This window comes from Vallitalea pronyensis (assembly GCF_018141445.1).
Classification (GTDB): Bacteria; Bacillota; Clostridia; order Lachnospirales; family Vallitaleaceae; genus Vallitalea; species Vallitalea pronyensis.
In genome coordinates this window covers 3,790,623-3,813,682 of record NZ_CP058649.1, presented here as the reverse complement: position 1 = coordinate 3,813,682, position 23,060 = coordinate 3,790,623, and the positions used below count along the sequence as shown (strand labels likewise).

At 37.0% G+C, this 23,060-nt stretch carries 19 protein-coding genes; 17 read left to right on the top strand and 2 right to left on the bottom strand.

The window, feature by feature from the left end; all coding sequences use genetic code 11:
- Positions 1 to 27 precede the first annotated feature (27 nt).
- Both recJ and HZI73_RS16095 read left to right on the top strand, forming a co-directional pair.
- Complete coding sequence (gene recJ, locus HZI73_RS16100) at positions 28 to 2,106, top strand: single-stranded-DNA-specific exonuclease RecJ (protein ID WP_212694403.1); 2,079 nt, start codon at positions 28 to 30, stop codon at positions 2,104 to 2,106.
- 200 nt (positions 2,107 to 2,306) lie between these two features.
- Entirely contained in the window at positions 2,307 to 2,819 is a 513-nt protein-coding gene (locus tag HZI73_RS16095; RefSeq protein WP_212694402.1) for an adenine phosphoribosyltransferase, read from the top strand.
- 210 nt (positions 2,820 to 3,029) lie between these two features.
- Here HZI73_RS16095 and HZI73_RS16090 read toward each other — a convergent pair whose 3' ends face one another.
- A complete protein-coding gene (locus tag HZI73_RS16090) occupies positions 3,030 to 4,526 on the bottom strand; it encodes an alpha-L-fucosidase (RefSeq protein WP_212694401.1) in 1,497 nt (498 codons plus the stop codon).
- Positions 4,527 to 5,165: 639 nt separating this feature from the next.
- Here HZI73_RS16090 and nifH point away from each other — a divergent pair.
- The 14 genes from nifH (at position 5,166) to HZI73_RS16020 (ending at position 18,657) form a co-directional block, all read left to right on the top strand.
- Positions 5,166 to 5,984, top strand: coding sequence for a nitrogenase iron protein (gene nifH / locus HZI73_RS16085; protein WP_212698833.1), 819 nt, complete (start codon positions 5,166 to 5,168; stop codon positions 5,982 to 5,984).
- Positions 5,985 to 6,121: 137 nt separating this feature from the next.
- A complete protein-coding gene (locus tag HZI73_RS16080; protein WP_212694400.1) occupies positions 6,122 to 6,445 on the top strand; it encodes a P-II family nitrogen regulator in 324 nt (107 codons plus the stop codon).
- Between the two features lie 21 nt (positions 6,446 to 6,466).
- A complete protein-coding gene (locus HZI73_RS16075) occupies positions 6,467 to 6,850 on the top strand; it encodes a P-II family nitrogen regulator (protein ID WP_212694399.1) in 384 nt (127 codons plus the stop codon).
- A 56-nt stretch (positions 6,851 to 6,906) separates the two neighbouring features.
- On the top strand, positions 6,907 to 8,508 hold the full coding sequence (gene nifD / locus HZI73_RS16070; RefSeq protein ID WP_212694398.1) for a nitrogenase molybdenum-iron protein alpha chain: 1,602 nt from the start codon (positions 6,907 to 6,909) through the stop codon (positions 8,506 to 8,508).
- 2 nt (positions 8,509 to 8,510) lie between these two features.
- A complete protein-coding gene (gene nifK / locus HZI73_RS16065; protein WP_212694397.1) occupies positions 8,511 to 9,881 on the top strand; it encodes a nitrogenase molybdenum-iron protein subunit beta in 1,371 nt (456 codons plus the stop codon).
- 148 nt (positions 9,882 to 10,029) lie between these two features.
- Complete coding sequence (nifE, locus tag HZI73_RS16060; protein ID WP_330619545.1) at positions 10,030 to 11,388, top strand: nitrogenase iron-molybdenum cofactor biosynthesis protein NifE; 1,359 nt, start codon at positions 10,030 to 10,032, stop codon at positions 11,386 to 11,388.
- 53 nt (positions 11,389 to 11,441) lie between these two features.
- Complete coding sequence (locus tag HZI73_RS16055) at positions 11,442 to 12,833, top strand: nitrogenase component 1 (protein ID WP_212694395.1); 1,392 nt, start codon at positions 11,442 to 11,444, stop codon at positions 12,831 to 12,833.
- A 100-nt stretch (positions 12,834 to 12,933) separates the two neighbouring features.
- On the top strand, positions 12,934 to 13,833 hold the full coding sequence (gene nifB / locus HZI73_RS16050; RefSeq protein ID WP_212694394.1) for a nitrogenase cofactor biosynthesis protein NifB: 900 nt from the start codon (positions 12,934 to 12,936) through the stop codon (positions 13,831 to 13,833).
- A gap of 23 nt (positions 13,834 to 13,856) precedes the next feature.
- Positions 13,857 to 14,168: a (2Fe-2S) ferredoxin domain-containing protein gene (locus HZI73_RS16045; protein ID WP_212694393.1), complete on the top strand. Its 312-nt coding sequence runs from the start codon at positions 13,857 to 13,859 to the stop codon at positions 14,166 to 14,168.
- Between the two features lie 14 nt (positions 14,169 to 14,182).
- Complete coding sequence (gene modA, locus HZI73_RS16040) at positions 14,183 to 15,028, top strand: molybdate ABC transporter substrate-binding protein (RefSeq protein ID WP_212694392.1); 846 nt, start codon at positions 14,183 to 14,185, stop codon at positions 15,026 to 15,028.
- Positions 15,029 to 15,045: 17 nt separating this feature from the next.
- Positions 15,046 to 15,897 carry a molybdate ABC transporter permease subunit gene (locus HZI73_RS16035; RefSeq protein ID WP_212694391.1) on the top strand — a complete coding sequence of 284 codons (852 nt, stop codon included), beginning with the start codon at positions 15,046 to 15,048 and terminating at the stop codon, positions 15,895 to 15,897.
- A gap of 15 nt (positions 15,898 to 15,912) precedes the next feature.
- Complete coding sequence (locus tag HZI73_RS16030) at positions 15,913 to 16,974, top strand: homocitrate synthase/isopropylmalate synthase family protein (protein ID WP_212694390.1); 1,062 nt, start codon at positions 15,913 to 15,915, stop codon at positions 16,972 to 16,974.
- Between the two features lie 283 nt (positions 16,975 to 17,257).
- The gene (locus HZI73_RS16025) at positions 17,258 to 17,851 is read left to right on the top strand and encodes a TetR/AcrR family transcriptional regulator (protein WP_212694389.1); all 594 of its coding nucleotides are present in this window, start codon (positions 17,258 to 17,260) and stop codon (positions 17,849 to 17,851) included.
- Between the two features lie 92 nt (positions 17,852 to 17,943).
- The gene (locus HZI73_RS16020; RefSeq protein WP_212694388.1) at positions 17,944 to 18,657 is read left to right on the top strand and encodes an MBL fold metallo-hydrolase; all 714 of its coding nucleotides are present in this window, start codon (positions 17,944 to 17,946) and stop codon (positions 18,655 to 18,657) included.
- A gap of 153 nt (positions 18,658 to 18,810) precedes the next feature.
- Here the strand turns inward: HZI73_RS16020 and HZI73_RS16015 are convergent, their stop codons facing one another.
- A complete protein-coding gene (locus tag HZI73_RS16015; protein ID WP_212694387.1) occupies positions 18,811 to 20,331 on the bottom strand; it encodes an S-layer homology domain-containing protein in 1,521 nt (506 codons plus the stop codon).
- Between the two features lie 508 nt (positions 20,332 to 20,839).
- Between HZI73_RS16015 and HZI73_RS16010 the strand changes: the two genes are divergently transcribed.
- The gene (locus tag HZI73_RS16010) at positions 20,840 to 23,041 is read left to right on the top strand and encodes a RelA/SpoT family protein (protein ID WP_330619544.1); all 2,202 of its coding nucleotides are present in this window, start codon (positions 20,840 to 20,842) and stop codon (positions 23,039 to 23,041) included.
- Positions 23,042 to 23,060 lie beyond the last annotated feature (19 nt).

The following is a 23,060-nucleotide window of genomic DNA, read 5'->3' as shown; positions in this document are numbered from 1 at the left end:
AAGACAGCCCTTTTTTGGAGGTAGATAATGTTGGAGTCCAAGTACATATGGCGTTTGAAAGAAAGTAAAGAAGAACTGGTATCCACTATAGCTAATCATCATCAACTATCAACCATCATGGCAACCATATTAGCCAATCGAAACATTGTACGGGATGAAGAGATTAAACGATTTCTTCATGTGGATAGAGACAAATTTCACGACCCCTATGCCATGAAAGATATGGATTTAGCAACGAAGCGTATCCTAAAAGCTATAGCCAATGGAGAAAAAATAACCATTTATGGTGATTATGATGTGGATGGTATGACCAGCACATCCATTCTCTACATGTATTTAAAAGAAAATAATGTACAGGTAGATTATTATATACCAGATCGTTTAGAAGAAGGCTATGGTGTGAATGATGAAGCTCTAAAGCATATCCATGATGGAGGAACTTCCCTCGTTATTACAGTGGATACAGGTATAACAGCAATATCTCAAGCTGCATATGCAAGGGACATTGGTCTTGACATGATTATTACCGATCATCATGAATGCCAAGAAGAAATACCTGAAGCCATTGCTGTTATTGACCCTAAGCGGGAAGATTGTGATTATCCTTTCGATATGCTGGCAGGGTGTGGCGTCGCTTTTAAGCTGATGCATGCTTTATCCATTAAGCTGGATAATACGGACTTAATTTGGAAGTATCTTGATATTGTTGCTGTTGGAACGGTTGCTGATATTGTACCATTGGTTGATGAAAACAGAGTCATTACAAAATTGGCATTTGAGACCATGATGGATACATGGAATGTCGGTTTAAAAGCACTGATTGATGTATCAGGTACCAAAAAAGGGGATAAAATATCCGCAGGTATCATTGGATTTCGTATTGCTCCAAGATTAAATGCGGCAGGTCGATTAGGTGATGCTAAGCGAGGTATTGCTTTATTCACCACACAGGACCAACAGGAAGCTGCTGCAATAGCAGAAACCCTTAATGAAGAGAATAAAAACCGCCAAGAATTAGAACAGAAGATAACAGAAGAAGCCATAGAAATCATTGAAGAGACCATTGATGTGGCCAATACAAAAATCATTGTGGTAGCGTCTAAGAATTGGCACCATGGTGTCATTGGTATTGTTGCTTCCCGTATTACAGAAAAATATTATCGCCCTACCATACTGCTCAGTATAGAAGATGGGGTAGCATCTGGGTCAGCTCGAAGCGTAGACGGTTTTAGTATTTTTGAAGCCTTGTATTCAGCAAAAGACATACTTACTAAATTTGGTGGACATGAGATGGCAGCGGGTATGTCCTTGGATGAAGAACTGGTTGATGCCCTAAGGGACCGTGTCAACAGTTATGCCCATATACATATGCAAGAAGATACCCTCATGCCTAAGATGCATGCCGATATGGAAATTTCATTAGATGATATCAACATTCCTTTAATTGAAGATATTCTAAAGCTTGAACCCTATGGTATGGGTAATCCTGAGCCCAAGTTTATATGTAAAGGCAGAGTCCATGATGTACGCACAATAGGCAAAGAGAACAATCATCTTAAGATGCGTCTTGACGACCAACAATATTTTTTAGATGGCATTGGTTTTGGTATGGCTGAATTCTATGATTACATTGAGCCATCAGGTAACATTGCGTTACTGGGAACATTGAATATTAATGAATGGAACGGTACCAAAAAGCCTCAGATTATGCTAAAAGATATCAACGTGAATAATGCGTATATCAAAAGTGTCCAAGAAGACTTAACCTGGTTTAAGTCCATAAAAAGCAAAGGATTTGCTGAAGGTGACTTAACGTCTATCATACAGGAGCGGACTATACCCGACAGAAAAGAATATGAACACATATACCGAGCGTTGCTTGCACTAGACAAACAAGAAAAACATAGGGTTGTTCTGTATAAGTTTTTAAAACAACTTCAATATGAAGCTCCGAAAAGCCTTATTCGCTTTCTTCTTTGTTTAGAAGTGTTTGGTGAATTAAGTTTGCTGAAATATAAGATAGAGGATATGGAGCTTCACTTTCATTTACATAAAGGTATAAAAGTGACACTAGAGCAATCAACGTTGTATAAAAAATTATCATAGTATATACATAGGGTTAAGAAAATAAATGAAAAAGTTTTTGCTAGAATGGGTTATATTTGGTATACTATTATTGTATGTTCACAAGACTTTTGATTCTGGCCATATACCATGTGAATATATAAATTTGACAAAGTAGTATCATTAGGGATAAATAGAGAAAAAACTTTATGTCTAGGGTATTGCTAAAAGGAGTAATAGATATGGATCTTAAAAAAATCTTACGTGAAGTGCCTGATTTTCCGAAAGAAGGTATCGTATTTTATGACATTACGACAATTTTACAAAGCCCAGAGGGATTAAGAGCTGCAATTGACCAGATTCAAGACAAGCTGCAAGACCTGGATTTTGATTACATAGTAGGACCTGAATCAAGAGGTTTTATCTTTGGTGTACCAGTTGCCTACAATATGAATAAAGGGTTTTTACCTGTTAGAAAAGCGGGTAAGTTACCCTATGAAACGAAAAGTAAAGAGTATGCACTTGAATATGGTACAGCTACCATTGAGATGCATATTGATGCCATTCAGCCTGGCAGCAAAGTTGTGATCATTGATGATTTATTAGCCACAGGAGGAACGTCAAAAGCAACCATTGAGTTGATTGAAGAACTTGGTGGTGAAGTGGTACAATTGGTATATCTCATTGAATTGGGATTTTTAGACGGTCGGGGTAAACTAGAAGGCTATCAGGTGGATGCCATTATGCAAAAATAGAATGTGTTTTAACTGAATGGAATACATCTAAAAAGGTAGTTAAAACAAACACGACTATACAGATTACTATAATCAAGATGGCTATTAGTAGCATTAAAAAAGATGACTCCTATTTACTATAGGAATCATCTTTTGACTTTTATAAACATTTACCATAATATACTTTTATAAACATTTACCATAATATAAATGTATCAAAATAAAAGCTAATTATTCAATATGTATTTTGATACAAACAGGATTTTTTGTTACAATACCTTTCGCCCATACAGACAAATAGTCAGAACATAATTGGAATTGACAGCCGTCTGGAGCTCCCAGCACTTCTACATCTTTTATGGTACCACAATAATGACTGGAATTTCTTGCTAATGTCTTAATACGCACGCATCCGTCTTCAGGCCACGTCAATGCAAAGGCATATAAAACACCATCTTTGAATGTAAAGCGGAAATCTTCACTGGTATAAGGCTCACGAAGTGTATCTGTAAAATGACCTTCAACAGTCTTCGTTGGACCTTCACCATATTTTTTCCAGTAGGTGGAATGATAGATTCCTTCACCATTAAGGTGAAGCCATTTACCAATTTCTTTTAAGATGGCCACTTCTTTGTCAGGAATTGTACCATCTGCCTTTGGGCCAATATTCAGCAAGAAGGAACCATTCTTACTGACCACATCAACTAAATCACAGATAATGTCATGGGTTTTTTTGTAGTTATTATTTTTATTATAACACCAAGAATTGGTTGCAATAGACGTATCATTTTGCCAAAACATCGGTGAAATATCACTAAGCTGACCCCGTTCAATATCAGGAACTGCTGTTGACTGCATCATCGTATCAAATTTATAGTTGATGGTAACTTCTTTTCCCCATTCAATACCACGATTATAGTAGTAAGCGGCAAATTTTTGCATATAAGGCTTAAATGCGGTTGTCTGGTTCCATGCGTCAAAGTATACAATCTTGGGCTGGTATTTATCTACAATTTCACAAGTTCTTGCGAGCCAATCGTCGAGAAAATCTTTGTCAAGTTCTTCCACATAGTTATAATCAGCTTGCGTGTCATAAGGTTCTTTATAGGATGGCCAATATAAATGACCATAAGGAATATCCCCTTGTATATCACTATCCAAATCTCTTCCTCCACATGAAAACCAATAGTGTTCAGCCCGATGTGAAGATGTGGTGAATACCAGATTTCTTTCTTCAAGGGCTTCTTTCAACTCACCAATACAATCACGCATAGGACCTTTTTTGGTAGCACACCATTCCGATAAGTCACTATCATACATCTGAAAGCCATCATGATGTTCCGCAACGGGCATCACAAATTTAGCACCAGCTTCTTTGAAGAGATCAGCCCACCCAGCAGGGTTATACTTTTCAGCTTTGAACATAGGAACGAAGTCTTTATAGCCAAAATCTTTAAGAGATCCATAATTTTCTATATGATACTTATAAAAATACTGGCCATATTTCTGTTCATGTGGTTTATACATCCAACGCGGATACCACTCACCAAAAGCAGGTACACTATAGACACCCCAGTGTATGAAGATACCAAATTTTGCATGTTGATACCAATGAGGAACTTTATGATTCATCAATGATGCCCAAGTTGCTTTGTACTTTCCATCCTCAATTACTTTGTCAATAACGGCTAAATAGTCATGAACTTTTTTCATGTTATGACATGTCATCTAATATTGCCTCCTATCTAGAATATTACTATCTAAACGATAAATTTGCTTAATTAGCTTTGCAGTTAAAGCAATCATTATAAGAAATCTACTCATTTAATGAGAAGTATCGTATCAAAGATTATAGGTGTTGTCAATTGAATTGCATCATATTAGAAAGGAAGTCATTAAAAGTGAAAAAAGTAACAAATTAAGCTTAAGTAGACGGCATATAGTTATAGTGAGTAAAGCTTGGCCCATCAATAGGTGAGCATATTCTTTCATTAGTTATATGAAAATACCTATATCGAAAGCAAATCCTGTAACATATTGATAATCCTATAGCTTAACCAAATGAAAAACATAACAATGAATGACTGTACTGTGTAGAATAATATAGTAATTTTAACAATAGAAATGCAAGAACATTATATTATTTTTGCAAATATGATGTTGATTAATCGATTGTTGTGTGCTATACTATTAAAAATATTATTTTGATTTGTTCAGGACAAGGGAGTCTTAATAGCTTTGCATGCTTCATGTATGTTGAGTTGTTAGGGCTCCTTTGTTTTTGTAAAAATGAAAGAAGATATATGTAATCTTTCATTTTGTTGAAAATAATATTTTAACTATTTTTTTCAGAAAGGATGGATGATGATGAGACAGGTAGCGATTTATGGAAAAGGTGGTATTGGTAAATCCACAACAACACAAAATCTTACTGCAGCCCTTGCTGAAATGGGTAAGGAGATCATGATTGTTGGTTGTGATCCAAAAGCGGACTCAACCAGACTGATTCTTAATGGATTAGCACAAAAAACAGTTCTTGATACATTAAGAGAAGAAGGAGAGGATATAGAATTAGAAGAAATTCTTAAAAAAGGGTATGGAGGTATTCGGTGCGTAGAGTCAGGTGGGCCTGAACCTGGTGTAGGATGTGCAGGGCGTGGTATTATTACATCCATTAATCTGTTAGAACAACTAGGTGCTTATACGGATGACTTGGATTATGTTTTTTATGATGTACTGGGTGATGTTGTTTGTGGTGGATTTGCTATGCCTATTCGGGAAGGTAAAGCAGAAGAAATCTATATTGTGGCATCCGGTGAGATGATGGCCATGTATGCGGCAAATAATATTTGTAAAGGGATTAAAAAATATGCCAATACAGGTGGCACACGATTAGGGGGCATTATATGTAACTCTAGAAACGTGGATAATGAACTGGAAATGCTTCAAGCTTTTACAAAAGAACTGGGTACCCGTTTAATTCATTTTGTACCAAGAGACAACATGGTTCAACGAGCAGAAATCAACAAAAAAACAGTGATTCATTTTGATGCCACTGAACCACAAGCGCAAGAATATCGAACATTAGCAAAAGCCATTGATGGTAATGATATGTTTGTCATTCCAGAACCTATGGCACAAGACCGATTAGAAGAAATATTAATGGAATACGGTATCTTAGGATAACATAAGTCTTTTTGGCGAGAGCATATGCTGTTAAGTTACCGCATTCCATAATCAAATTATAACATTTTAACAATTAAAATACAACTTAATGGCAGATTAACAAATATATTGGATGATATTGGATAGGAGTGAATGCAATGAAAATGATAAGAGCAATTATTCGACCTGAAAAAGTATCGACTGTATTAAGTGAATTAGCAGATGCTAATTATCCTGCAGTAACAAAAATAGATGTTGTGGGTAGAGGGAAACAAAGAGGTGTTAAAGTAGGCGATATTTATTATGATGAAATACCAAAAGAAATATTGCTAATGGTTGTTGAAGAAGATGCTGTATCAGAAGTGGTTAGTATTATCATGAAAAATGCAAAGACCGGTGAAGGTACTTTTGGAGATGGTAAAATCTTTGTTTCAGAAGTTGAGGCCGCATATACCATCAGTACAGGTAAAGCAGAGTTATAAAAACAGATAGGAGTGAATCAGATGAAAGAAGTTTTAGCCATTATTAGAATGAATAAAATTAATGAAACCAAAAAAGCTTTATCTGAAAGTGGATTCCCTGCTATTACCTGTAGAAGAGTATATGGTCGAGGCAAGAAGAAAGTGGATTATGAGCTCATCGAAGAATTAATAGATGGGAAGATGATTAAGTCAAAACCCATTATGGAATCCATTTCTGAAGCCCATCGACTGATTGCAAAAAGGTTGTTATTAATGGTTGTACACGATGATGAAGTGGATAAAGTTGTTGATACCATAATGGCCATTAATTCAACAGGTAATATGGGTGACGGTAAAATATTCGTATGTCCTGTTTCAGATGCTATTCGTGTAAGAACACAAGAAACAGGAGAATGTGCATTGTAGTCCATAACAATGAAGGATTTTATGATCTTCAAGAAACAAGAAAGTAGGTGATACCCATGAGTGAAAGTGTTAAAACAATGGATAAGATTCTAGAATCTTACTCAGCAAAGGTAATGAAAAATAGAAAAAAACATATGCTGGTCGTTGATCATCAAGAAGAAAAACAAAAAATTGATGCCAATACAAGAACAATCCCCGGCATTATTACCAATAGAGGTTGTTGTTATGCAGGTTGTAAAGGCGTGGTTATTGGTCCAGTCGTCGACATGGTTCATATTACCCATGGTCCAATAGGTTGTGGTTATTACAGTTGGGGTACACGAAGAAATAAAGGAAAAGCAAGAGAAGGTGGCAAAAACTTCTTAGCTTATTCGTTTAACACAGATATGCAGGAGAGTGATATTGTTTTTGGTGGTGATAAAAAGCTAGCAAAGGCTATTCAAGAAGCTTATGACATCTTTAAACCCAAAGCCATCTCGGTATCCGCAACATGTCCAGTCGGTCTTATTGGTGACGATATCCATATGGTTGCAAAACAAGCTTCTCAGAAACTAGGTATACCTGTACTGTCTTTTAGTTGTGAAGGGTATAAAGGGGTTAGCCAATCGGCAGGTCATCACATCGCAAACAATAAACTCATGACCGATGTGGTTGGCACCAATGATGATTACGAACCCAAAGAATTCTCTATTAATATTCTAGGTGAATACAACATAGGTGGAGACGAGTGGGAAATAACCAGAGTGCTCAATAAAATAGGTTATCATGTAATCACAACCATGACTGGTAATGCGGCTATTGATGAAATGGCAGCAGCACATAAAGCAGATCTTAACCTTATTCAATGTCACCGGTCCATTAACTATATAGGTGACATGATTGAGAAAAAATATGGTATTCCATGGTTAAAGGTTAACTTCATTGGTGTGAAGGCATTTACACAATCCCTTAGAGATATGGCAAAATACTTTGACAACCCACAGCTTACAAAGCGTACAGAAGAAGTCATAAAACAAGAACTGGGTGAGATTAAAGAGGATATTGCCAAATACAAAGCCATGTGTGATGGAAAAACAGCCATGTTATTTGTTGGCGGTTCAAGAGCACACCATTATCAAGGTATGTTAAAGGAAATTGGCATGGATACCATTCTAGCCGGTTATGAATTTGCCCATCGCGATGATTATGAAGGTCGAGATATTATACCCGATATTAAGCTTGATGCAGATAGCCGAAACATTGAAGAAATAGAGGTTGACCAAGATGAACAAAAGTATAGACTACGTCTATCCAAAGAAAAATATGAAGCACTAAAAAAAGAAATTCCATTGAGCAATTATGAAGGTATGATTAGTGAAATGGCAGATGGTATGATAGCTATTGACGATATTAATCATTATGAAACTGAAATTTTTGTAAAAGTATTGAAACCAGATTTCTTTGGTTCAGGTATTAAAGATAAATACATTATTCAAAAAATGGGTGTTTATTCCAAACAAATGCACTCTTATGATTATGCCGGACCTTATGCAGGATTTAAAGGTGCCGTTAACTTTGCCAGGGATGTTGCAGCAGGTGTGAATACATCAGCTTGGCAGTATATCATAGCACCTTGGAAAAAAGAACCGTCGTTAGCTGGTAAGATAGGAGTTGAATAGGTATGTTAGATTATACACCAAAAGAAATCACGGAACGAAAAGCATTAAATGTTAATCCAGCAAAAACTTGTCAGCCAATAGGTGCCATGTATGCTGCACTTGGTATTAACAAATGTTTACCCCATAGTCATGGTTCACAAGGCTGTTGCTCGTATCATCGTATGCATTTAACGAGGCATTTTAGAGACCCTATTGTTGCATCTACCAGTTCATTTACGGAAGGTGCATGTGTATTTGGTGGTAAATCCAATCTCGTAAAAGGCATACAAAACGTTTTTAATATTTATAACCCGGATATCATTGCTGTAAATACAACTTGTCTTTCTGAAACCATAGGCGATGATGTTGGCGAGTTTATTCGTGATTCTAAAGTGCCTGAAGGAAAAAGGGTTATCTATGCCAATACACCAAGTTATGCAGGTTCTCATGTAACGGGATTCTCAAATATGTGTAAGTCAATGGTTACCCAAATTGCCGAATCAACCATGGGTGAGGGTAATAATGGTAAAGTGAACATCATGCCTGGTTTTGTTGAACCCAGCGATATGAAAGAAATTAAGAGAATTGCAGAAGAGATAGGTATGGATTATACCATGTATCCGGATACAAGTGATGTTGTCAATACCCCCAATACGGGTAAATATGACATGTATCCAGAAGGCGGTACATCAGTAGAAGCCATTAGAGAATCAGGCGATGCGATGGCTACAGTGGCTCTCGGAAAATACACATCGGAAGAAGCTGCTTTTAAGTTGGAACATAAATGTAAAGTTGCGCCCTATGTTTTGAAAGTACCCCTTGGTATAAAGGCAACGGATGCGATGATCTTTAAATTTATTGAACTTACAGGCAAAAGTGTACCCAAGGCACTGGAAAAAGAAAGAGGTCAATTAGTTGATTTAATGGTTGACGTCCACCATCATTATCATGGAAAAAAGGTGGCTATCTTTGGAGATCCAGATATTGTAACAGCTATGACCGAGTTTGTCATTGATTTAGGCATGATTCCCAAGTATGTCCTCACAGGTACACCAGGAAAAGTATTTGCTAAGGATATCTATCATATGTTAGAAAATGCAGGCATAGAGGGTTCCAGTGTCAAATCAGAAGGTGATTTATTTGAATTACATCAATGGATAAAAAATGAACCCGTTGATTTAATCATTGGCAATACATACGGTAAATACATTGCACGTGCAGAAAATATTCCTCTTGTACGGGTAGGTTTTCCCATACTGGACCGTGTAGGACACAGTTATTTTCCTGTTGTTGGTTATATGGGGGCTATGCGATTAATTGAAAAGATTAGTACGGCTTTTCTGGATAAGTATGATCAAGAATGTGCAGATGAAGATTTTGAACTGGTCATGTAACGAAAGGTATTGATGTGAAGGGCTGTCTTAAGTAGATTTTGCTGTTAGTTTTTTAGGATATAAAAGGTCATTTGCTTTTATTAAGACAGCCTTTCTTTTTTAAAAAGGTTTTATGTTGCTCATTAACCTTAAGAAGGGGATGAAGAAAATGCCAAGTGAACATGTTATTTTAGATAGTCGAAAAAGTTTTATTATAGAAAAAGGTGTTGCTGCAGGAGCAACAATTGATTGCGATAAAGAGAGTTTATCCGGTGCAGTGAGTCAAAGGGCTTGTGTTTATTGTGGTGCTAGAGTTGTTCTAAATCCGATTACCGATGCTGTTCACATTGTGCATGGACCCATTGGGTGTGCCAGCTATACATGGGATATTCGTGGAAGTTTATCCAGCGATTCAGAGATGTACCGTAACAGTTTTTCCACGGACTTAAGAGAAAAGGATATTATTTTTGGTGGGGAAACCAAATTAGCAAAAGCTATTGAGGAAGTGTATAGCGCTTATCACCCTAAAATTATATTTGTCTATGCCACATGTGTTGTAGGTGTCATCGGAGACGATGTGGATGCGGTTTGTAAGCTGGCAGAACAGACATATAATCTTCGGGTTATTCCCGTGAAGTCACCTGGTTTCACAGGTAATAAGCGAACAGGATATAAGATGGCATGCATGGCTTTAATGCAACTTATGGGTGATGAACCACATGAAGAAAAAATACCGTATACCATCAATTATCTAGGTGATTTTAATCTTGCAGCAGAAGCGTGGATTATTCAGAAGTATTTACGTGAGATGGGTATTCGCGTCATAAGCACCATAACCGGTGATGCCAGCTATAGTACCCTAATAAATGCTCCAAAAGCTTCCTATAATGTGGTTCAATGCGCTGGCTCCATGACGTATCTGGCGAAACAGATGAAAAAAACATATGGCATACCTTTTGAAAAAGTTCGTTTTCTGGGAGTGGATGAAACCGTTAAAGCTTTAAGAAAAATAGCCTATTTAGTGGGGGATACCAAGGTGATTGAAAGAACCAATGCACTCATAGAGAGAGAAATGAAAAAAACCCATGAAAGGTTAGAAACGTATAAGAAGAAAGTGGCAGGGAAAAAAGCAGCCATCTATGTGGGCGGTGGTTTTAAAGCCATTGCACTTATCAAACAGTTTAGGAATTTAGGTATGCATGTCGTGGTTGTTGGCACACAGACAGGAGACAGTGAAGAATACGCCATGATTAGACGTTTGACAGAAGATGGAACGGTCATTTTGGATGATGCTAATCCCAGTGAGCTTCAAAAGTTTGCAATGGATAAACAAGCGGATTTATTGGTTGGTGGCGTTAAGGAAAGACCACTTGCTTATAAACTAGGCATGGCATTTATTGATCATAATCACGAAAGAAAACATGCTTTATCAGGATTTGAAGGGGCTGTCAATTTTGCTAAAGAAGTGGATATGACCCTTAACAGTCCAGTTTGGCATTATGTTAAAAATAAAAATAAAACAATATAAAAAGACAGTGTATAAATGAAGTGATGTTAGTAGAGAAAAGTAGGTGATCTAAGATGTGTCATAGCGAAAACAGGAATTTTACGAATCTTCATGTGAACCCTTGTAAAATGTGTATGCCAATGGGTGCTTCTCTTGTTTTTAAAGGTATTGAGAATAGCATGGTGCTTATACACGGGTCACAAGGGTGCAGTACCTATATTCGAAGACATATTGCTACCCATTATAATGAACCCATAGATATTGCATCGTCTTCTCTAAGTGAACAAGGAACAGTGTATGGTGGTGCATCGAATCTGGTTGAAGGTTTGAAGAATGTGGTGAACATCTATGAACCGGAGATCATCGGTGTCTTAACCACTTGCTTAGCTGAAACCATCGGAGAAGATACCCATCATATGATTCAGTCTAGTGGATTAATGGATAGATACGACGGCATCGATTTTGTATCCGTCAAAACGCCTGGGTATGGAGCGAGTCAATACAGAGGTTATCTTGCTGCCGTGAAAAGTCTTGTTGCACATTACGCAAGGCCATCCGGTGTAAAAACAGAAAGGTTGAATGTGATTGTCTCTGATATGTCACCAAGAGATGTTAGGGAGCTAAAGCGCATGCTGAACTTGTTTCAGGTGGATTACATTATGTTACCGGATATTTCAGACACATTAGATGCTTCTTTTGATGCACAATATAAGAAGATACCCAAGGGCGGAACAAAAAGAAAAGACATCATGGATATGGCTAATTCAAAGGCAACCATCGAATTAGGTATGTTGACGGATGATCATCTTTCAGCAGGTAAATACTTAGAAGATCATTATCAAGTACCACACTATAAATGTCCCATACCCATTGGTCTTGAAGGTACAGATACCTTGTTGCAATTGGTAGGTCGACTATACAATAAAAAAATACCCCGCCTATTGCTAGAAGAGAGAGGCCGAATCCTTGATGCTATGATCGATTCTCATAAATGGAATCGGGAAGGGAAGGCTGTCATTTTTGGGACGCCGGAATTAGTCTATGGTGTCACAAACCTATGCATTGAAAATGGGATTGAACCTCAAGTCATTGCTACAGGTAGTGACCACAATCACTTATCAGAAGTATTGCAAGATAAGTTAGAGGCATTTCATTACCATCCAGTGATTATAGAAGATACAGATTTTGAAACCATTGGAAAACTCACGCAACAAGCACAAGCAAACCTATTAATTGGTCACTCAGATGGTAAATTTCTTAAGGAGCAGTTAGGCATACCCCTTATTAGAATTGGTTTTCCAATTCATGATCATGTAGGTGGACAGAGAAAGCTTTATATTGGTTATGAAGGAAGTCTAAGATTTTTAGATGAGATTACCAATACATTATTAGACTTAAAACACGACGCATATCGAGAGAACATGTATGCTACCTTCTATGGGCCTCACAGCGAAATGGCCCGTTAAAAGATTTGTGTCAACTGTAAAGCAGCGTGTTTTATGACGCTTATTATAAGCGATGATTAGAGAAATGGTGATGATGATTGAACCGAAGGGAGGTATTTATATGTCAGAATGCATGAGCAAGTGCAACACGAAAATGCCAGTTTTAAGCAACTATATATCGAAGAAAGTGAGAGAAAAGACAAAGAAACATCCTTGTTATAGTAGCGATGCAAAGGATTATGCAAGAATACATTTACCTGTAGCGCCTAAATGCAATATTCAATGTAATTATTGTAACAGAAAATACGATTGTCAAAATGAATCAAGACCAGGTGTTACCAGTGAAATCTTATCACCTATGCAGGCCTTAGAAAAGTACAAAGAAGCAAAAGGTGAAGTAGAAAAATTAACGGTGGTAGGGATTGCTGGTCCGGGTGATGCCATGGCAAATTTCCAAGAAACAAAAGAAACCATCCAATTAATAAAAGCTTATGATGATTCGGCTATTTTTTGTCTGTCAACCAATGGGCTAGATCTTTTAGAGCATGTTGATGCTCTCGTTAAGTTGGGTGTTTCCCATGTAACCATCACCATCAATACAATTTACCCGGAAGTAGCAGCAAAAATATACCGTTACATCACCGTTGATGGTAAAAAGGTCACAGGTATTGAGGCTGGTAAGATAATTGTGAATAGACAATTGGAAGCCTTAGATTATCTGGCTAAACAGGATGTCTTATGCAAAATAAACATTGTTTATATCAAGGGTGTCAATGATAATCATATCCATAAAATCGTCCAAAAAGCAGCTGTTCTGGGAGCAGCTATGACAAATATTATGCCGTTGATTCCAACCCAGGATACCCCATTTGCACATATAGCTCGACCTACAGGAAGTGACATCATGTTGGCTAGAAAAAAAGGAGAAAAATATGTGACTCAAATGTACCACTGTAAACAGTGTCGAGCAGATGCTGTTGGAAAACTAGCACAACCTTGTTCAGGTAAAAGCATTGGATGAAAATAAAAAAGGAGTGAAGCATCATGGCAAAAACAAAACCCAAATACCATATTTTTGTGTGTACCAGCTCAAGGTTAACAGGCGAAAATAAAGGTTACTGTGTTCAACAGCAAGGAAAAGACATGGTGGCAGCTTTTGTAGAAGAAATGCAAGATAGAGATTTGGATTCAGAAATGATGATAACCAACACTGGCTGTCTAGGCCTATGTTCCATGGGGCCAATCGTGATGATATATCCCCAGCAAATCTGGTATGGCAAAGTAACGGTTGATGATGTGGAAGAAATCATGGATGCACTAGAGGAAGAAGAAGTGGTTGAAAGATTGCTGATTTAACATCAGAAGATTATGTGCAACAACCATCTATGGTTGACCTTAGAGATAACCGTGTTGTTAATGAGGTGATGAAAATGAAAGTAGCAGCCATGGTCATAAGTTTAGCTATTCTATTATGTGGGTGCAATGCACAAGCCGTGTCAGAAAAAAAGACAGAGATGACCATTTTGGCAGCGGCAAGTTTAACAGAAGCATTTCATGAAATAGAAGAAGCGTTTGAAGAAGAAAACACCCATATTGACTTGACAATCACTTTTGCAGGGAGTGCCTCATTAGCTCATCAGATAAAAGAAGGTGTTAAGGCAGATGTATATGTATCGGCTAATGAAGCCTATATGGAAGATATGGTGTTAGAAAAGTATATCAGCCAAGAAGATGTTCATGTTTTTGCACACAATAAGCTCGTTGTGATGGTGTATAAAGATCAAAAGCATAAAATTTCTTCTTTAGAAGACTTGATCCAAAAGGATGTCACCATTATTTTGGCAGAAGAAGCTCAACCAATTGGTCAATATACGAGAAAAATGCTGGATAAAATACAGCAAGATAACCTTGATGGTGAAGACTATACCCGCCTATTTAAAAACAATGTGATATCCTATGAGCATTCTGTTAAAGCCGTTGTTGCCAAAATAGAAATTGGTGAAGCAGATTGCGGCATTGTCTATGCAACAGATAGAACAAAAGCAAATGAAGCCAACATCATCACATTGGATATACCAGATGCATGTAATCAAATGGCAACCTACACCATAGGTAAACTTACTCAAAGTCAAAAGGGGGCAGAAAAATTTGTTGATTATGTATTGGGAGAAAAAGGACGTCAAGTATTGGAAAAATATCATTATATCCTTCCTTAAAAAGAGGGTGTGTCCATATGAGCAGAAATGAAGCAACGATTAAAGGCATTGTCATTTATGAAGAAATAAGCAAAGAGCCATGTAAGCCAACCCAACCGTTAAATATCATGTATAAGCTATTATGGTGCATAACAGGTATTAACTTCATCTGGATTATAAGTGTCATCTATTCCATGACATCACGGGTTACACGAAGCAGTCTGGAGGAGCTAGTTTCTTCAAGTGAAACACTAGCCGCTTTTACAACAACATGTACATCTGTAGGGATTTCAGTCATTATCATCTGTATGATTGGTATCCCGACAGCATACATATTAGCTTATAACACAGGGAAGATCTATCGTATTCTTGAAACCGTTACATGTCTACCGCTGGTATTACCACCATCCGTTGCAGGGTTAGGGATGCTTATGGCGTTTGGAACGCGAGGTTTTCTTGGCTCATGGTTAGCAAGCAGAGGTATTCAAGTTCCTTTTTCATTTATAGCCATCGTTTGCACACAAGTATTTATTGGGATGCCTTTCTTCATTCAAATTTTAAAAGGTAAACTTCAATCCATTGAAAAAGAGATTCTGGAAGCAGCAAAAGTATTTGGGGCAGGACATAAATCCCTATTATTATCAATTTGCTTGCCTCTAAGTATCAGAAGTATTGTCACAGGCGTTATCTTATGTGCTTTACGAGGGGCAGGAGAATTTGGTGCTACCATCATGTTTGCAGGAAACTTTGCAGGTAAAACACAAACAGTAACCACACGAATATACACGTTATATCAGTACGATATCATGCAAGCAGTAACGTTAGCAGTTATTCAGCTTCTTGTATTTTTAGTTCCCTTTATGCTACTTAAAATAGTTGTCAAATACTAATCAGGAGGTGATTGGATGGCAAGACTATTTATTGTGGATACGACTTTGAGAGACGGTGAACAAGCAGCAGGTGTTCAATTTTCTAAAATGCAAAAAATCGAGATAGCCAAAGCACTCGATCAACTGGGTGTTGACATGATTGAAGCAGGTATTCCAGTTATGAGCGAAGAAGAAAGGTCTGTTATAAAAGCCATTAATGCACTTCATCTAAAAGCAAAAATTCTTACATGGAATAGGATGTGTATGAAGGATATTGATCAGTCACTTCTTACAGGTGTCAAGAATGTGCATATTACCGTACCAGCTTCCGATATTCACATTAAAAAGAAGTTACGTATGACTCGAAAAGAACTGTTATCAAAGATGCAGAAGGTGGTTTCATATGCTGTATCAAAAGGATGTGAAGTATCTGTTGGTGCTGAAGATGCATCTAGAGCCGATATTAACTTTCTTATTCAATTGTATAAAAAAGCCCAGGAAGAAGGAGCAATACGGGTTAGATATGCAGATACAGTAGGTCGCATGAATCCCTTTTCTGTTTATGACATCATAAAACAGATAAGACAGGATATAAAAGTAGACTTGGATTTTCATGGCCATAATGATTTAGGTATGGGGACAGCCAATGCTTTGGGTGCATTTAAAGGAGGAGCAACCTATATAAGCTGTAGTGTAAACGGTTTAGGAGAGCGTGCGGGCAATACACCGTTAGAAGAAATCGTAGCCGTTATTCGTTATGTTGAAGGTTGTAAGGATCAACTAGCCATGCAACACATTATGAAAGTATCAAAAATGGTTGAAAGTTACTCAAAAAGATGGCTTGATACAGGAAAACCAATTGTGGGAGAAAATGCATTCTCTCACGAGTCTGGTATTCATATTGACGGTCTTCTAAAAGATACCAGAACCTATGAAGAAATATCACCAGAATTATTTGGCAGAAGCCGAAAAATTGTTATTGGTAAGCATTCTGGTAAAAAAGCCACCATGAATGTTTATAAAGATGGCATTGCATTAGAAAACGATAATCCAGATAATTTGTTAGAATTATTGAGAAATAAATATCAACTGTTTTAATGACCATCATTTGCTACCACTCTATAAGTTATAAGGAGAAAAGTGTTATGGTTGGAGAGTCAGATCATGGACTTTGGATAAATGGGACTGTCTCAAAAAGCAATTTTGACCTAGAAGTTTTTAGAAACGATAAGGTGATTATTTTGCTTTGATGAGACAGTCCCATTTTAATGGATGAATTATCCATTAAAACAAAAGAAATTTCATGTAGCTATTGACATGACCCTACAAGCAGTATACAATAATGTTGAATGAACGTTCAGTATAAAAAGGAGAGGTGATCATGGGTAGAAAAAATGCCAAAGAGAAAATTTTACAAGCAGCATTGGAAATTTTTTCGTCTAAGAGTTTTGAAGGGTCTAGAATAGAAGAAATTGCGCGAGCGGCAAATGTTCCTAAGTCATTAATTTATTATCATTTCAAAAGTAAAGAGGATATTTTAGAGACACTGACAGCTAATTTCATCCAGGCGTATATGAAGATTATTCAGTCAGCAACCCATGAAAGTCATCAAGAAAAAGGAGAAAACATCGTTAATAGAATGGAAAGCAGTTATTATGCATTTGGTCAAGAAAATGCTGATTTGGTAAGAGTCATGTTGATTGATTCATTGAAAAAGACCAAGGAAAAGCCAGTCTTATTTAAAGTTTTAGATGCAATGATTGCTAAAGAATACGAGGATAAATCCGTATCAAGGGATCTGTTAGATGAACGCAGAATTGTGGAGTTTTTTACAAGCTTCATACCCAACTATGCCTATATTTGCTTTGCAGAGGCATGGACCAAATACTTTGAGATTGATCGAAAGAAATTTGATACCTTGTACTTAAAGGCTTATGAAGCGACCCATGGTGCTTATCATAAACAGCATCAATAAGTTAAATCAATTTGATGGGATAACGGATTGAATGGATATGGGATAATAAAGTCAAATCCGTTACACAATAATTTACTGGGAGGTATGCGTACATGAAGCAATCAATTATAAGGATTGACTTAGGCGGTGTGAATTGTTATCTAGGAAAGCAGGGTGATCACTTAATATTATTCGATACGGGCGGTCATATGGTCATTGATAAAAAATTTACAAATAGAAGAGATGTGTTAGAGGATGCGTTGAAAAAACAAGGGTGTACACCTGAAAATTTAAAGCTTATCGTTTTAACCCATGGTGATAATGATCATGTTGCTAATGCTGCATACCTTAAAAAAGAATATCAAACGCCCATAGCTATGCATCGTGATGATCTTGAACTTGTAGTGAACCCAACTTTGCAGAAAGTATTGCAAAGTTTTCGCTATAGATCCATGGTCTTAAAGCTCATGTTTAAACTTTTAAAAAGATTAATCATTAAAATCTCTACCAAAACCTTAGATGATTTTGAATCATTTGAACCGGATATATACCTTAACCATGGGGATACCTTAACAGAGTACGGTTTTGAAGCAAGGATTGTGCACATGCCAGGACATACAAAAGGATCCATTGGCATCATAACCAGTGAAGGAGCATTAATCGCAGGCGATACGCTTGCCAACATGAAAAAACCAGCTAGAGCTCCCAATGCTCAGGATTTTGATGCCTTAGATAAAAGTATAATAGACATGATAAAAATGAACATTACCAAGGTGTATCCAGGACATGGTCTGCCATTTGATATGACAAAGGTTACAAGGATTTAGTTGATTGCTGTTAATAAGTCAGCGCCTTTATACAGCCTTATAGAATGTTTACATATACTTTACACCATATGATGTCTAAAAAACACCCCTTATGCAATATATTATATATAGCATAAAGGGTGTTTTTTTATTGTTATGCTTTATAAGCAGATATCAATTTCCATTAAGACTGAAGTGCATATAATCCGCACCACTGGACCAATGCCTGTCTGGACTCCAGTGCCAGCCATAACGGTTAAAGGCTTGTACAACATCTCCATCGGGTATAATGGAATAGGGGTTAACACCAGGCTGCCATAAGGTTCCAGCTTTAATGACGCCATTTAATGCTATGAAATAATTTTCCTGTGGATTAATGTCAATAGCTGTACCATTGGAATGTTGTGATCTGCCGTTTCTATAGTCATAACATGAGGCGCTTTTAATAGGGAACTTTTCATCCCCATTATAGATATCTTCAAAGATTTTTTCTATGGTATGAGCAAGATTTTTATTGACTTTAAGGTTAATTTGGGCTGTTTTCTTTGTTCCAGATGATGTTAACTGCCACACTTTGACGGTGATGGTTGTCATATTTGCATTGGCTTCATGTATATCCTTAAACTGATTTTTATTAGGGTCACCGGTAATCATCTCATTAATGCTTACTTTTGGGAAAATGTTAAATGTCTGTTGGAGAGAATAAATAGAAGCCTCACCATTTTTATTAACCGGTGTAACTTGTATATCGGCATGAATAAATTGTTTACTGTTTATAAGGTAGTTATCCAGTGACCCATTGCGTAAATCAAGGTAATGGTTATGGATTCTATCCATATAAGATGTCACACCATTTTGACTGATGGTCACATCATATGCTGTGGCAGAAGGAATAGCATTCCAGCGCAGCATCACATTATCTGCTTGATAGGAAGGGGAAATATAGATTCCTGTTGGTCCAGGTAAGATGCAAGTGTCAACACCTATAGCTCGAATGGGTGATTCGTCACAGTATGTTAATACTTTAAGTGACAACATGACAGCTTGTTCACGTGTCAGGTTACTCTTAGGGTCCAGTTTTCCTTCACCGGTGCCTAAAAGAATTCCCAGTGTATAAACATCCGCCATATAAACCTTTGCCCAGGTGGATACCAAGGAATAGTCCACAGCATAACGATTAAGAAGATTGGCGGATTCCTCATCACCCATAGGCAGTGTATAAGTCAGCGTTCCTGTTGCGGTTGTATGTACCTTGTTCTTCATGTCTTCATCAGAAGAGGATTGAAACAGTATCAGTATCTTGGACACCATGACAGCTGCCATTTCCCGCGTTAGGGGCATATCAGGACTAAACATACCTTCTCCAGTACCTTGAATAAGACCCAGCATGTAGGCATATTCTACAGCTTCATCCGTAGTATCTTTAAATGGATGAGAAGCAGGTAGTTCAGGTAATGTTATACCATAGATTCGGCATGTATTGATCAGTAAATCGCAAAAATCTCTTCGTGTAATACGATTGGTAAAGGGCTGGGTGCTGAAGTCATCTGGTATTAATCCTGCTTTTGCAGTAATATCGATGCTTTGGGAAGACCAGGAGCTTGGTTGGTACGTTTGGGTTGCATAGGTTACAGAAGTATTTGTTACACCCATCACCAATAAAAGTAACGCAGATAAAAGGATGCTTTTCTTCATGGTAGATTTCCTTTCGCTTGTATATTTTGTTGTCGAAATAAAGTACTATATATATCTATTCGAGATAAATCAAGTAAATTGTGGTATACTTTCTAAAAAACGTAATGTTGTACCTATTTCTAGTAGAAAACAGATGTCAAGAATGTAAATCACAAATAAAACAACTATATTGCAAGATTAAGTTAAAAAACTGAAGAAAGTGTTATCACAAGAAATATATCGTCAGTAATGCTCGTGATATTAATATGAAATACCTAAATAGAACGCTGTTCCTAGTATCAAGAGCATTTTATAAAGAAATAGTCACATGTCATGTTTTAGCGCTGTTGTTATAGGATGTCCATGGTCAATTACGCAATAAATCTTGCATTTTGTAACAAAAAAAACTATAATAGATAGATATATATGAGTTACACTTGAATCGAGATATATAATAAGCGTACCATGCATGCATATCCTTTACAAAAATGTGAGATAAAGCGGTGATAGAATGCCTGATAATATGTATATGGAATTAATAAAAGCAATAAAAAAATATCATCCATCGGAAGATTTTTCGATGATTGAGAAGGCTTATAAACTAGCTCGATCGGCTCATGAGAATCAGTTAAGAAAATCAGGTGAGCCTTATATCATTCATCCATTAGCTGTAGCTCAACTTTTGGCTGAATTGGAGTTAGATAAAGAGTCTATTATTGCTGGTATCCTTCACGATGTAGTGGAAGATACAGCGTATACCATAGAATACATTACAGAGGAATTTAGCAAAGAGGTAGCCCTGCTTGTTGATGGCGTTACCAAATTAGAAAAAATCCCTTATTCAACAGATAAGGAAGAAATACAGGCTGAGAACTATCGAAAAATGTTTTTAGCCATGTCCAAAGATATTCGTGTTATTCTTATTAAATTAGCTGACAGATTGCATAACATGCGTACATTAAAGTATAAACCCGAACATAAGCAGCGAAAAACTGCCAAAGAAACGTTAGATATCTACGCACCATTAGCCCATCGGCTTGGGATATCTAAATTCAAAATTGAATTAGAAGATTTATCTTTTAGATACCTGCACCCAGATGCTTATTATGATTTGGTTGAGAAGATTGCGAGAAAACGTGGGGATCGTATTCAGTTTGTTGATGAAATTGTCAATGACATTAATGTGGAGATTGAAAAAATAGATATAAAAGCCGAAGTTGAGGGACGACCCAAACACTTCTTTAGTATCTACAAAAAAATGATAGGGCAGCAGAAAACAATCGATCAAATCTTTGATTTATTTGCGGTGAGAGCCATCGTTGAATCCGTTAAAGACTGTTACGGTGTCTTAGGTATTATCCATGAAATGTATAAGCCCATACCAGGCAGATTCAAGGATTATATTGCCATGCCTAAACCCAACATGTATCAATCCTTACACACCACGGTTATCGGTCCAGAAGGTGAGCCTTTTGAGATGCAGATACGAACAGCCGAGATGCACCGAACTGCTGAATACGGGATTGCTGCACATTGGAAGTACAAAGAAGGTAAAACCACAGGAAACATTAAGCAGCGAGAAGAACAAAAACTGAATTGGTTAAGACAGATTCTTGAATGGCAGCGGGATATGTCCGATAACAAGGAGTTTTTGGATATTCTTAAGTCAGACTTAGATGTGTTTGCTGATCAAGTGTATGCTTTTACCCCTTCAGGCGATGTGATTAATTTACCAGCCGGGTCGACACCCATAGATTTTGCGTATCATATTCATAGTGCAGTAGGGAACAAAATGGTTGGTGCCCGTGTTAATGGTAAGATTGTCACCTTTGATTATAAAATAAAAAATGGTGACCGTATTGAGATTGTGACTTCCCAGAATTCCCGTGGACCAAGTCGGGATTGGTTAAGCATTATTAAGAGTTCCCAAGCCAGAAGTAAGATTAATCAATGGTTTAGAAAAGAGTTCAAAGAAGAAAATATTCTTCGTGGAAAAGAATTGATTGAAAAATACACGAAGAATAAAGGCATTGTGTTAAGTGATATTACAAAACCAGAACTTACCCAGATTGTTCAAAGAAAATATGGGTTTAAGGACTGGGATGCAGTATGTGCTGCTGTTGGCCATGGTGGGTTAAAAGAAGGTCAGGTTGTGAATCGCTTATATGAAGAGTATAAGAAGAAGCATGAAAAGAGCCTGGAAAAACCAACGGATGATATTATCAAAGAGGTTGTAGATCCTACGTTAGAACCTGCTAAAAAACAGTCCAAAAGCGGTATCATGGTAAAAGGTGTTGAAGACTTAGCTGTACGATTTTCTAAATGTTGTAATCCTGTACCAGGGGATGAAATTGTAGGCTTTATTACACGGGGACGAGGTGTATCCATTCATCGAACGGATTGTACCAATGTTATTAACTTATCTGAAATAGAGCGTCATCGTCTTATTGAAGCAGAGTGGCAGAGTTTAGGTGAAAAACAAACCAGTCGATTGTACCAAGTAGAAATTCAGATCATTGGTTCCAATAAAGTTGGTTTATTGGTGGATGTGTCCAAAGTCTTAACAGAAGAAAAAATACCTGTTAAATCTTTAAATGCCAGGTCTATAAAAGGTGACAAATCCATTTTTAATGTAACCATGGAGATTAATGGTGTTAGCCAATTAAATAAATTAACCAAGAAACTAAGAGCTATACAAGGTGTAGAAGAAATCATTCGAGCCAATAATTAGACTTGATGATGTATATAGG